The organism is Nostoc sp. FACHB-110 (genome assembly GCF_014697425.1).
Taxonomy (GTDB): domain Bacteria; phylum Cyanobacteriota; class Cyanobacteriia; order Cyanobacteriales; family Nostocaceae; genus Nostoc_B.
In genome coordinates this window covers 48,534-61,487 of sequence record NZ_JACJRU010000035.1, presented here as the reverse complement: position 1 = coordinate 61,487, position 12,954 = coordinate 48,534, and the positions used below count along the sequence as shown (strand labels likewise).

Annotated in this window: 12 protein-coding genes; 7 read left to right on the top strand and 5 right to left on the bottom strand. The window is 42.8% G+C overall.

The features are described from left to right. Nucleotides 1-6 precede the first annotated feature (6 nt). A complete protein-coding gene (locus tag H6G69_RS25165; RefSeq protein WP_190691848.1) occupies nt 7-828 on the top strand; it encodes a DNA adenine methylase in 822 nt (273 codons plus the stop codon). A 102-nt stretch (nt 829-930) separates the two neighbouring features. After that, a complete protein-coding gene (gene trpD, locus H6G69_RS25160; RefSeq protein WP_190691847.1) occupies nt 931-2,043 on the top strand; it encodes an anthranilate phosphoribosyltransferase in 1,113 nt (370 codons plus the stop codon). Here the strand turns inward: trpD and H6G69_RS25155 are convergent. Continuing rightward, nucleotides 1,973-3,016: a TIGR02281 family clan AA aspartic protease gene (locus H6G69_RS25155; RefSeq protein WP_190691846.1), complete on the bottom strand. Its 1,044-nt coding sequence runs from the start codon at nt 3,014-3,016 to the stop codon at nt 1,973-1,975. The genes trpD and H6G69_RS25155 overlap by 71 nt on opposite strands. 240 nt (nt 3,017-3,256) lie before the next feature. On the opposite strand from H6G69_RS25155, the gene carA reads away from it, so the two are divergent. The 5 genes from carA (at nt 3,257) to H6G69_RS25130 (ending at nt 7,525) form a co-directional block, all read left to right on the top strand. Further along, nucleotides 3,257-4,405, top strand: coding sequence for a glutamine-hydrolyzing carbamoyl-phosphate synthase small subunit (carA, locus tag H6G69_RS25150; protein WP_190691845.1), 1,149 nt, complete (start codon nt 3,257-3,259; stop codon nt 4,403-4,405). Between the two features lie 163 nt (nt 4,406-4,568). Continuing rightward, nucleotides 4,569-4,970: an STAS domain-containing protein gene (locus tag H6G69_RS25145; RefSeq protein WP_190691862.1), complete on the top strand. Its 402-nt coding sequence runs from the start codon at nt 4,569-4,571 to the stop codon at nt 4,968-4,970. Nucleotides 4,971-5,524: 554 nt separating this feature from the next. Then, on the top strand, nt 5,525-6,007 hold the full coding sequence (locus H6G69_RS25140) for a ribonuclease III domain-containing protein (RefSeq protein ID WP_190691844.1): 483 nt from the start codon (nt 5,525-5,527) through the stop codon (nt 6,005-6,007). A gap of 97 nt (nt 6,008-6,104) precedes the next feature. Continuing rightward, nucleotides 6,105-7,127 carry a 23S rRNA (guanosine(2251)-2'-O)-methyltransferase RlmB gene (rlmB, locus tag H6G69_RS25135; RefSeq protein WP_190691843.1) on the top strand — a complete coding sequence of 341 codons (1,023 nt, stop codon included), beginning with the start codon at nt 6,105-6,107 and terminating at the stop codon, nt 7,125-7,127. A 95-nt stretch (nt 7,128-7,222) separates the two neighbouring features. Next, nucleotides 7,223-7,525 carry a DUF1816 domain-containing protein gene (locus tag H6G69_RS25130; RefSeq protein ID WP_190691842.1) on the top strand — a complete coding sequence of 101 codons (303 nt, stop codon included), beginning with the start codon at nt 7,223-7,225 and terminating at the stop codon, nt 7,523-7,525. Between the two features lie 90 nt (nt 7,526-7,615). Here H6G69_RS25130 and H6G69_RS25125 read toward each other — a convergent pair whose 3' ends face one another. The 4 genes from H6G69_RS25125 to H6G69_RS25110 form a co-directional block, all read right to left on the bottom strand. Beyond that, nucleotides 7,616-8,455: an alpha/beta fold hydrolase gene (locus H6G69_RS25125; protein ID WP_190691841.1), complete on the bottom strand. Its 840-nt coding sequence runs from the start codon at nt 8,453-8,455 to the stop codon at nt 7,616-7,618. Nucleotides 8,456-8,526: 71 nt separating this feature from the next. Next, nucleotides 8,527-10,638: a caspase family protein gene (locus tag H6G69_RS25120; RefSeq protein ID WP_190691840.1), complete on the bottom strand. Its 2,112-nt coding sequence runs from the start codon at nt 10,636-10,638 to the stop codon at nt 8,527-8,529. Nucleotides 10,639-10,837: 199 nt separating this feature from the next. Next, on the bottom strand, nt 10,838-12,022 hold the full coding sequence (sat, locus tag H6G69_RS25115; protein ID WP_190691839.1) for a sulfate adenylyltransferase: 1,185 nt from the start codon (nt 12,020-12,022) through the stop codon (nt 10,838-10,840). Between the two features lie 136 nt (nt 12,023-12,158). After that, nucleotides 12,159-12,953 (bottom strand): DUF2993 domain-containing protein, encoded by a 795-nt coding sequence (locus tag H6G69_RS25110; protein WP_190691838.1) that lies wholly within the window; start codon nt 12,951-12,953, stop codon nt 12,159-12,161. Nucleotide 12,954: the final 1 nt, after the last annotated feature.

Below are 12,954 nucleotides of genomic sequence, written 5' to 3'. Positions count from 1 at the left end.
TTACTTATGCTCAAAAGTCCCCTCCGCTATCCTGGAGGTAAATCTAAAGCGATAAAACAGATTATTGAATACTTACCAGATAATTTTTCAGAATTTCGAGAACCTTTTGTTGGCGGTGGTTCTGTATTCATTTATTTAAAGCAAATATATCCTGATTTAAAAATTTGGATTAATGATTTAAATCCAGAACTATTCTTATTTTGGAAACTTGCACAATCTGATATATCTCTATTAGTTCAAGAAATACGCAGGATAAAAAATCAATATACAGATGGTAAGTTATTATTCACAGAACTAACTACTATTGATGTAAAAGAATTGTCTTATTTAGAAAGAGCAATACGGTTTTTCATCCTTAATAGAATTACTTTTTCTGGTACTATAGAATCCGGTGGTTTTTCTCAAGAAGCTTTTGAAAAAAGATTTACATATTCATCAATAGAACGTTTAGAAAAGCTAGAGTCTATTTTAACAGCAGACATAAAAATAACTAACTTAGATTATAGTTACTTGTTAAATGAAAAAGGTGAAAATGTATTTTTATTTTTAGATCCGCCATATTTTAGTGCTACTAAATCTAGACTCTATGGTAAGGATGGAAACTTACACACCTCTTTTGAGCATCAAAGATTTGCTGAAAGCTTAAAACAATGCCATCAACCTTGGCTGATTACTTACGATAATTCTCCGCAAATTCGAGATAATTTTCAATGGGCGAATATTTATGAGTGGGAATTACAGTATGGGATGAATAATTACAAACAAAATAGTGCTGCGAAAGGGAAAGAATTATTCATTACTAACTATCAAATAGAGAAAATTCTATGAATAACTAACTTTGATAGCTGCTCATTTTCCGGTACGATAGCTGCCATGTCCGCTTTTTAGCAAGCCTTGGCGATCGCATTTTCATCACTTAAAACCCTAGCTATGACAAATTCCTCAGAAATTTCTACAAGCTGGTATATTCTGCTACAGCAATTAATAGACGGTCAATCTTTGACACGCCCCCAAGCTGCGGAATTAATGCAAGGGTGGCTGAGTGAAGCTGTTCCCCCAGAATTATCAGGAGCAATTTTAACCGCCCTCAATTTTAAAGGCGTTTCCGCCGAAGAATTAACCGGTATGGCTGAAGTCTTACAATCTCAAAGCTTGGGGAGTCGGGAGTCGGGAGTTGGGAGTGGCAAAGCACTCAGCACTCACACTTCGACTTCGCTCAGTGTACAGCACTCAGCACTCAGCACTATCATTGACACTTGCGGAACTGGTGGTGATGGTTCATCGACTTTCAACATTTCCACGGCGGTGGCTTTTGTGGTGGCGGCTTATGGTGTCCCTGTAGCCAAACATGGCAATCGTTCCGCCTCTAGTCTGACGGGTAGCGCGGATGTTTTAGAAGCATTGGGTGTTAACTTAAGCGCACCTAGCGAAAAAGTCCAAGCCGCCTTGCAAGAAGTCGGGATCACCTTTTTATTTGCCCCCGGTTGGCATCCAGCCTTAAAAGCGGTGGCTCAATTGCGGCGCAATTTGAGGATTCGCACTGTTTTCAACTTACTGGGGCCGTTAGTTAATCCCTTGCGTCCGACGGGGCAAGTGGTGGGGTTATTTACACCCAAACTTTTAGAAACTGTGGCTCAAGCCTTACATAATCTGGGCAAACAAAAAGCGATCGTTTTACACGGGCGGGAAAGAATTGATGAAGCCAGCCTGGGGGATTTAACTGATTTAGCGGTGTTGTCTGATGGCAAAGTGCAGTTAACCACGCTCAATCCCCAAGAGGTGGGTGTAACACCTGTGTCTATAAATGCCCTCAAGGGTGGCGATGTCCAGGAAAATGCCGAAATTCTCAAAGCTGTACTGCAAGGCAAAGGAACCACAGCACAACAAGATGCTGTAGCCTTAAATGCTTCCTTGGCTCTACAGGTTGCAGGTGCGATTCCGTTGTTAGATCATGCTCAAGGCGTGAGTGTGGCTAGGGAAATTCTACAGAGCGGGAGTCCGTGGCAGAAGTTGGAGGATCTAGTTCAATTTCTATCGAATTAGCTTCAGAATGCGATTGGGGACGGAATTCTACAACATTGCGCTTAATGGTGACATCGTAATTACCAAAAAAGTCATGTCCTAATAAGCCTGTTTCTAAATCTGTCCCAGCGATCGCTACTGGCACTCGATTCACTCTTACCCCGCTAACTGCCATCGAATCAACATAACCCACCGGAAATTCTACAGCTCTAGAACTCGCTGTATTCGCCTTGGCTTTGCCTACAGGTATAATACCTAACACATTCGCCATCTCCTGGGTAATCACAGTGCCACTGGCTCCTGTATCTACAATCATGTCGAATTTCTGCTGACCATTAAAAGTGACTTCCACAATCGGCGTACCACCCACGCGGCGTTTAATCGGCGCAACAAACACATTTTTTTCCCGTGGCAGAATTTCTGTTGAGGAAAAAACGCGCTGTTCTGGCTGTTGTCTGGTTGGGACAGTTTGTTGTGGCACAAATTTAGCCACAGTTTTTGGCGGGGGAACTGCCACTACGATGTTTTGATTGTCAGCTGATGGCTGTGGCAAATTCGGATTCGCCTTTTGCCGCGCATACGTTACCTTACGCTGATATTCGACAATTTTGCCTTGAGCCGACACATAATCAGGACTTTGGCGCTTGACTTGTTCCATAAGAGCGATCGCCTCTTGAAACTGATTCGCCACTAAATCCCAATCCTCAAACGATTGAGCCGATTGACTAATACTCACGGCTCCTGCGGCTTTATCTAATCCCAACTGAAAATAATCGGGTTCAATCTCCGACGGTGGCAGTACTTCAGGTTCTGGGCTGGTGACTGGGGTTGCTGACTCAACAGGCTGCGGTACTGAAGAATTATCAGTGATGACAGATTGTTGATTACTAACAGTCTCAGTAGTCTGTTTGTTTTCACTACAGGCAACACCCAAAACAGTTAAAGCACTTGCGAGAAAAATCAGGGCTGCACGAGATAAAAAAGACTGAAGCATAATTGATATCTATTTTACCTAGCCAAACAACTGCAAAACCACTCCTGCCACCGAATTACCCTGGGAAAATCATTCAGAATTATGAAGTATGAAGTATGAAGTATGAATTATGAAGTATCAGACTTTGCATTTGATGATTTAAACTTTTTTAGGATGAAGACGCAGTGTCGAAGTAAAAATCTCATATTTCCGACTTCAGACTTCAGACTTCATACTTACCCCATCCCTAATCTATCGCCTATGTCCCTGTCTGACGCAATACCCGCTCTACTTGTTTTGGCAGATGGCACTGCTTACCGTGGTTGGTCTTTCGGTGCGACGGGAACCACAATCGGGGAAGTGGTGTTTAACACTGGCATGACTGGCTATCAAGAAGTTTTGACTGACCCTAGTTACTGCGGTCAAATTGTCATTTTTACCTATCCTGAATTGGGCAACACAGGCGTTAATCCTGAAGATGAAGAATCATTGCGGCCGCAAGTGCGAGGTGCGATCGCTCGCAATATTTGTCATAAACCTAGTAACTGGCGATCGACCCAATCTTTACCCGACTACCTCAAACAAAATCAAATTCCCGGTATCTACGGCATTGATACCCGCGCCCTCACCCGCAAAATTCGGATATTCGGCGCAATGAATGGTGGAATTTCTACAGAAATTTTGGATGAAGCCGAACTGCTAGAACAAGTCCAAGCATTTCCTAATATGGCTGGCTTGAATCTCGTCAAAGAAGTCAGCACACCCCAAGTTTATGAATGGTCAGAACCCACTATTCCCGAATGGGAATTTAACCCCGAAACTACGGCAAATGGTCAAGAAACCTTTACAGTTGTCGCCATTGATTTTGGCGTGAAGCGCAATATCTTGCGGCGGTTGGCTAGTTATGGTTGTCGCGTAATTGTTGTCCCAGTCAATACACCCGTTGCAGAAATTCTTAGTTACAACCCAGATGGCATCTTTCTTTCCAATGGCCCTGGCGATCCCTCTGCCGTTACAGAAGGTATTGAAACCGTCAAAGCCCTCTTAGAAAGCCAAAAACCCATGTTTGGTATTTGTATGGGACACCAAATTTTAGGTCACGCCTTGGGTGCAGAAACCTTTAAACTCAAATTTGGCCATCGGGGGTTAAATCAGCCTGCGGGTTTACAACGGCGGATCGAAATTACCAGCCAAAATCACAGTTTTGCCATTAACCCAGATACTTTACCCCAAACATTAGTTGAGATCAGCCACCTCAACTTAAACGATCGCACTGTTGCTGGTGTCCGCCATAAATCTTTGCCCATCTTCTCGGTACAGTATCACCCCGAAGCCAGCCCCGGCCCCCATGATGCTGATTATCTATTTGAGCAATTTGTCCAAGCAATGCGATCACTACGCACAGTTTAATGCTGCGGTTAAGTAAAAATATAAAAAGTCCTCGATGGTCACTGCCAAAATCAAAGCTTAAAAAGCTAAAGTAAAAGGAATCTTTTTAATTTTTCCTGTTTGCTTTACTTCTACACTGCTATCCCAGCAGGTTGTAGACAATGTGCATAAAAACCATCTATACTTGAGCGTTCACTTTAATTATGAGGAGGGAATTATTGCTGAGCAACTTAATCTAACTGTAAGCCTGAGAGGCACTCGTGAAGCCCGGGATAACTATCAGCTGTTCCGCCTCACAGGTTTGTTAGATGCTTTTTCGGAACCGACATTTAGCAAAGTCCTGGGTACTAAAATTGAAGAGGGGCCAAAGCACATTATTCTGGATCTCTCAAAAATTGACTTTGTTGATAGCTCTGGCTTGGGAGCCTTGGTAAAGCTAGCCAAGCAGGCTCGCACAGCTGAAGGCACCTTGCAAATTGTCACAAATGCCCGTGTTACTCAAACGGTCAAACTCGTTCGCCTAGAGACATTTCTCTCTCTGCAAACCACAGTGGAAGCGGCTCTAGAAAATATCCAAGAGTCTTGACGGTTGACCCTATGAGGAAATTTAGCTATCCAGATCAACTATTGGATAGCTTAATTTTTATAAAAGCTGGACGCTAACCTCTCTCCTTGTGGGAGAGGTGTAAAAGCCAGCAAATTATTGATATAAATAAAATTTAAATATTTAAATTGAGTAGGGAATAGGGCTGGGGGCAACAAAGGATTTTTCTTACCTGTTGCCTATTTTTTTGAATTCTTTTACCTACTTCTAAGTAAGTCGATGCAATAAAACTAAACTATGTGAGAAAAAGTAAATAAGGCTCAAACGCTTTCTCTCCCTGCTCCCTGCCCCCTGCCTTATTCCCACAATAATTATTTACACCGACTTACTTATTTGGAGATAGTAGGCGTTTATTGAACCGCCCATCTACAAACTATCTCTTCCCTACTCCCCAATTTCTCTGTGCCAACTCTCAACGAAAAAGATAGAATTAATTGGGCAATCCTGATAGTATATATTGTGCTACGTAAGATAATTAAAGTATTTTAAAGCAAAACCAATCCTGTAAGCGCATTTTGTTAAGGAATGATGAATTTGTGAAGCCCCAGGAGGACGAGCCAGTAGATAGCCAAGATGAACCTCCCATATCTGATTTATCTTGGGTTCAAAGCTGTTTAGCCAACGCGGCGCAACTACGCCAAGAGATTTCACCAACACAAGTAAGACAAATTTCTCCTGCTGCTTTAGCTTATTTAGGAGACGCAATATATGAGCTTTATGCTAGAATGTTCTATCTATTGCCATTACAGCGACTAGAAGCTTACCACCGTTTGGTAGTAGCTCAGGTGAGAGCAGAAACACAAGCCCTACATTTGCGATCGCTGATTCCTCATCTGAGGGAGGCCGAACTAGAAATAGTCCGTCGGGGGCGTAACGCCTCTACAGGACGACCTAAACGCCTTGCTCCCGAAATTTACCAACAAGCAACTAGCCTAGAAACATTGATTGGTTATCTGTATCTGACAGACGTAGCAAGATTAACCGAATTGTTAGAAAAACTTCATCTCGAACAAGACTGAGCAATCTCACCTGATGAGTAAAAAATTGGTGTGTTGGGTTTAGCTCCTTCAAGAATTCAGATGCGTACTTTTTAAGCTAATAAACTGAAAGCTAATTATGACTAGTAAACCAAAAAAGCTCCAGACATCTGGCGAACCCAATCGTGGGCGGACTGTGAAAATCAAAGGCAAGCGTTTTGTCGGTAGTCCCATTCGTAAAGCCAAATCAGGCGATCGTGATCAGACTGTGAGTGTGGGTCATCCCATTCGCAAAGCTAAATCCGCAGAGCAAAATAATCAGATTCCTCACAATTCGCACTCTAAGCCGCACATTTCACTCCCATCTCCGGCTATTAAAAATGCTGAAGACAGCGATTTAATCTATGGTCGTCATCCCGTCTTAAGTGCGTTAGAAAGTCAACGCGAATTGAATCGAATTTGGGTCACATCTCGGTTACGCTACGATCCCCGATTCCACAATTTATTGTTACAAGCAAAAGAGCATGGCACAGTTATCGATGAAGTAGAACCTAAACGTTTAGACCAAATTACAGAAGGGGCTAATCACCAAGGTATTGCAGCGCAAATTGCACCCTATTCTTATCTAGAATTAACAGACTTAATTGCCAAAGCAAAATCTGTTACTAATGATCCCGTCATTGTCGTAGCAGAAGGAATCGTTGACCCCCACAACTTAGGCGCAATTATTCGTACAGCCGAAGCCATCGGCGCACAAGGATTAGTCATTCCTCAAAGAAGGGCTGTGGGGATCACCTCAACAGTGGTAAAAGTAGCAGCAGGAGCTTTAGAAAATTTTGCTGTAGCTAGAGTGATTAATCTCAGTCGCGCTTTAGAAGAACTCAAAGAAGCTGGTTTTTGGATTTATGGCACTGCTGCTACAGGTAGCGAACCCATACATACAGTGCGTTTTAGCGGGCCTATAGTTTTGGTCATCGGTTCAGAAGGTGAAGGTTTAAGTTTGTTAACACAACGTGCTTGTGATGTTTTGGTGTCAATTCCCTTACAAGGAAAAACTCCTAGTCTAAATGCCTCAGTTGCTGCTGGGATGGCACTTTACGAGGTTTATCGCCAACGTTCTTTGAACACTTTGTATCTGAATAAGTTACAAAAACCTCTTTGAAAATCAAGCCCAAAAGAGTATAAAGAAATGTAAACCATAAAAATAGCAGCGTAGTATCTAAAAACCACTACCAGATTGATCGATCAGCAACTACCATGACAACCATCGGGTACAACATGAAAGAAGCTTTAATCAATACATTTAATAGTCTCGGATTAGCTTGGTGGGTAGAGATTGTAACACACAACCCCCGTTGCACTTACTACTTTGGCCCATTTCTGACTTCTGCTGATGCCAAATTATCTCTCAAAGGCTATGTAGAAGACCTAGAACTCGAAGGCGCACAAGGAATACAAGTGAATGTGAAACGTTGTAAACCAGATAAGTTGACAATTGCTGAAGACCTGGGGGAACGGATTGACCGCAAAGTAACGCCTGCCTTTAGCGGTCAGATTTAATTTAGGCAATTATTTGAAGTCTGAAGTATGAAGTCTGAAGTATGAAATTACCATTCTTCGCTTCATCCTTCATTCAACAACTAAAAATTATTAGCTACGCATCACTTGGGGATGTGTTTCTAGCCAGTGGTCAATGTCACTTAATACCTGATGCGGAATTTCCCAGGGGAAAAGATGTGCGGTGTTAGGGTAGCATTGCCACTGACTATTTTTGAGATGTCTGGCAGTTTCTAAGCTAGATTCGGCTGTGATGTGACGGTCTTGCGCGCCTGCTAGTACTAGACTAGGGCAATTAATATGGTCTAGTTCAGTTAGGCGATTATATTTAGACCGTAAAGCAGTAGATAAGGCACGAGTCGCAGCGGCTGAAGTTTGTAAATAGGCTGGGACTGCTTCTTGGGCAATGTACTTATAGGCTGTAGCTGTATGTTGCTGAATTAGGTAACGAAATAGCGATCGCTTACCAAATGTATCAATATTCCATTGCCAGCTAGGCTTAATCAAATTTAATATCGCCGCAATCCCTGTATACAGATTATCTTGCCAAGTTATCGGGGGATGACTGCCATAGGGTCTAGCGGCTGTAGCTACCAAAATTAGCCCCGTGACACGCTCTGGCATCTTAAAAGCTAATTCCATCGCCAAAATTCCACCTAGTGACCAACCCAGTATTAAGCATTTTTCAATGGCAAAGCGGTTTAAAAGAGCTTCTAGGTCGGTTAAATGGTCGGTCATGGCAAAATTACCTTGATAGCGGTTTTTGCCGTAGCCACGCAAATCAGGGGCAAAAGTTTGAAAGCGTTTTGATAAGTGATTAGTAAATACAGAAAGACTACGACCAGAACCAGGATGACCATGTATCGCTAAAATTGGAAATCCTTGACCTTGAACGTAGGTGTTAAGGCTAACAGCACCCGCAGTTTGGATCATAAAAGTTTGAGATTTTGGATTTTAGATTGACTGATTAATTTCAGACTTCATACTTCATACTTCACACTTTTTTAGTTGACTTGAAACCCAAAGTTAAAACTAGCCCATTGATTGACATTTAAGATATATGAATCGTTGGCTGTACCGTTCATTTCGGCTGTGGTGATGCTGGCGTTGTGTAAATCTTGTAAGACAGCTTGAGCGATTTCTAAAGGATTCACTAGCGCACCAATTGGCTGTTGATCGCTTGGGGGATATTTGGGAGTTTCTAAAGCTTTTAGTGTGCTGCTGAAGGGTGCGGTGCTAAAAATTAGTTGGTGTTCGCATTCGTAAGCTGGGCCGGAAATTGTCCATCCAGATGCAGCCGAATTCTGTGGCAAAATCACGGTTTCACCAGCAGGAATAACTATTTGTTGCAGTAGAGGTTTAGTTTCGGAAGTGTTTGGTTCTTCGACTGTTTGCCAAGGATAAAAAGCGATCGCAGTCCGATAATTTTTCAACCCTAGTAGCATGAAATATACCGCGCGATCGCCTTTATTTTCTATGCGGTATTGCACTCGGCTACCAATTGGTATGTTGGGAGTGGTGAGTGGTTTTTTCGTTGGTGTTTTCGAGTCCACAGTTCGTAAGGTTTCGCGTTGTCCAATCACCTTTGGCGATATCCCATTAACTATCTCTAAACTTCCCTTGATTGGTAAGCGAGAAGAACCTTCATTTTCTGTGAGTCGCCATAACTTGGCTGCTAATAGATGGGATAATTTTGCGCCTAAGCGTGTCACGGCTACTTTCACAGCTTCCCCAACTTCGCCGGCACTATTGGGAATTAACAATCCACCAGGAGAAAATAAACCGTAGCGGCTGGGAGTTTCTAAGAGTTTACCAAAAACATAATCTACAGCTTGTTCTCCTGTGATGATACTGGCAACGGGGGCAATTCCCGCAAAGGCGCTAGTTGCATCTACCCGTTCAATTCTTTCTAGCCCAGAATCTAAAGCCACAGCTAAATTAAGATGGAGCGGTAGCACTCGGATAGATTCTTGCACAAGTTGTCCAACTTCTAAGGGAGTGGCGGTTTCAATAGCAGAGATTTGCGCTTTTGCAGTTAAACCAGTACGAGATCGCAATATTAGCTGTTGTCCGTTGGTTGAGGTAAATCGAGAATTTACGCCATAGTTTTCTAATACTTGTGCTGGTAGCCCTCCTAACCATAATTGTACAGTTTTGCCCTCGTCTTCTATGGCAATGATGGCTCCCTCGGCACTAGCATTTTGATCTAGCCATAAATTCTCGCTAGTCAAAACTTTTTTGTCCGTAATTAACTTAGGTTGCTGTTTACTCCCCCGCTTATACATTGCACTATCCACATGAGATAGGCTGAAGTGAATTGTTGTGGCTGGGGTAGTTTCCCAGAGATATTGTGTTAAAGCGTAGGTAAATAAGCCCGCACTAAATCCAGAAAATAACGCTTCTTTTGCGACTTGCTTCGGGTCTGATGTTGCAGATAATATAACTGCGTTACTCAGGTAATTTTGAGTTTTTAGTTGTTTGAGAAATTCAAGTTCTGCTGTGGCTAATTGTGCCGCTAAGTCTTGACGGGCGCGAATTTTTAAACCTGTGGGCTGAATGATATTAGGTGCATCATAGCTAGTATCTAATACTGCTGTCACACGTTCTGTAGGGAGCGATCGCAACAATAATAAAAGAGTTTCTTCTAATAAATAAGTAGCTATCTTTTCGTCTTGAATTTCTAAATTTTCGTTGGTTGGCACTAAAGCTTTTTGTAGCGTCTCCGATGACTCATCTAATTTGATGCGAGTGCCGTAACCACTAAAGTGAAAAACAACTACATCATCCGACTTAACTTGCTTACCAAAATGATCTAAAAAAGCTGCCTCAATAAATTCGCGGCTAGCTTGTTCATCAGTTAACGTCAAAATATTAGAACTTGCAAAGCTAAACCGATGAATTAATAATTCTTTTTGTAGTTCTACATCGGTTAGACATCCACTAAGAGAAGGACTTTTTCGATACTTATTAATACCGACTAATAAAGCCAATTTGCGGGGGTTAGATTGTGCCAAAGCTTGAGAGTAGCGATTGCCTAAAGTCAACCACTCAGCTTCAGTTAAACCCAACAAGGCCAGTATTGAGCCAATTCGTTGTAAAAAAGTCCGGCGCTTCATAAGTTAGACATCAGTCCTCAGCCTGTCAGCTAACAGCTTAAAGGGCTGAAGTCTCAGTGTAAAGTTAAGTTTTTACTATTATCATTTCACCAACTCGAGCAAGCAATAATTAATCCACCAAAACTTTTAGGTGCAATCAAGATAGAGATTTAGAGACATGGGGAAAGAACTCCCCAGATCCCTTGTCTCCATATCTTGTTTAAGTCAATGCTGGAACTGGAACTCGCATCGCCCGGGCCAATTCGGCTGCAACTTCAGGGCGAGAGAATTCTGGTGGGGGTAATTCACCGCGCCGTAGCATTTCTCTGACTTTTGTTCCTGATAGGTGAATCCGTTCTTCTGGACGGCTGGGACTGGTTTTAGTTGTGGCCATTTGCTTGGTACGCGTGCAATAGAACGCGTGTTCAAACTTCATCGGGACAATACCGATTTCGCTAGGCTCAAATTCATCAAAGATGTATTGAGCATCATAAGTACCGTAGTAGTCGCCAACGCCTGCATGATCCCGTCCAACAATGAAGTGAGTGCAGCCGTAGTTTTTGCGAACTAAAGCATGGAAAATTGCTTCACGCGGGCCTGCATAACGCATTGCAGCTGGGTTAATTGCTAAAATCACCCGGTCTAAGGGGTAGTAATGTTCTAACAAAATTTCATAGCAGCGCATCCGCACATCAGCTGCGATATCATCTTCTTTGGTCGCGCCAACTAAGGGATGTAAAAACAGCCCATCCACAGTTTCTAAAGCGCACTTTTGAATATATTCATGGGCGCGGTGGATAGGGTTGCGAGTTTGAAAACCAACAATTGTTTTCCAGCCTTTTTCTTTGAATAACTGGCGTGATGCGACGGGATCAATTTGGTATTTGGGGAAATGGGGATGATCTTCTCGTTGGAGTAACCAGATATCACCAGCAAGATGAACCGAACCTTGGTTATAAAGTACCTTTATCCCCGGATGTTTTGCGTCATCGGTGCGGTAAACATTAATAGCTTCGCGGGTTTTGTCGTAGTGATATTTTTGGGTTAGTTGCAAAACAGCAATGAAATCACCTTGGGGGTTATCAAGACGGATGTAATCGCCTTCTATAAGAGGTGCAGCAACTTCCTCTGTTACCGAAAGTGTAATCGGGATTGACCACACCAGACCGTTAGCCAGACGCATTTGAGTGACGACGAGATCATAGTCTGACTGGTTCATAAAACCAGTGAGTGGACTAAAAGCACCGATAGCAATCATTTCTACATCTGAAACTGCACGCTCATCTAGTTGCACGCGTGGTAAAAAATCCGCCTTCGAGAGAAATTCTGCTCTTTGTTCAGGCGTGGCAATGCGATTAATTAACTGTCCACCGTGCGGCGCAATGGCATCTTGATGGTGACTCAACTTAATCCCCTCTTCGATTGAATGTAATTGTTGCAAACTATGTACTAACTAACTTATCAAAATGCTGGTACGGAAAGAAAAAATACTTGAGAAAATGTGTCTAACTTAGGCAGTGGGGATAAAAAATATTTCAAGATTAAGAACTACGAGGAATGCGTTCAATCTCCGCATATCCACTGAAAATTAATTTTTGCCCTTCAGTTTCTAAACGGTTAAGGCGCATTTTGACTCCATCAAGGTCAAAGCGATCTAAATCGACCATATTATCTAAAATTTCTGCTAGTGCTTTGCTCAGGGTTTGGGAAGTGGCTTTTTGCGCTTCTGGCACTTGCTCAAGGTCAATTTGTGGGTCTTGAAATGAAATCCGTCGCCGCCGTTCTACAGCGATGGAAACTGTCATATTTACGGGGATCAGTTCGCCATTATTCAAATCGGCTTTGGCGGCGATTTGCAGACGATTTCCTGGCAATAATTTTACCTGAACTTCGGGAAAGGAAACTGGCTTACCGTCAGATAATGCTGTCAAGGTGGGTACATCAAGGTTAACTAGACGTTTTTTTACCAGTTCTGCTTTGAAGGCTTGGTTAATACCTGCTTCGGATAATACTACTTGAGCGATCGCCTGGGTAGGTTGCTTGAGATTTAACTTGCCACTTAATACCGCGCCAAAATCTATCGCCACCGCATCCGTCTCAAAAGACATCTCCTCTACCGCAAAATCTCTACGGATGACTAAGCCACGACCACTCATTTTGAAGCTATCAATGCTGCCTTGCAACAACTTGCTGGAGGGATAGCAGCGTACAAAGACTTCTACTGACTCGCTTTGAGTAAACAAATGGCGAATCGTTTGGCTGGCGACTGTGTTGAGCATTCGCTCACCCCAGTCAGTGCCTTTAGGATCTTGTAAACCAGTTAGTCCGCCGAACATT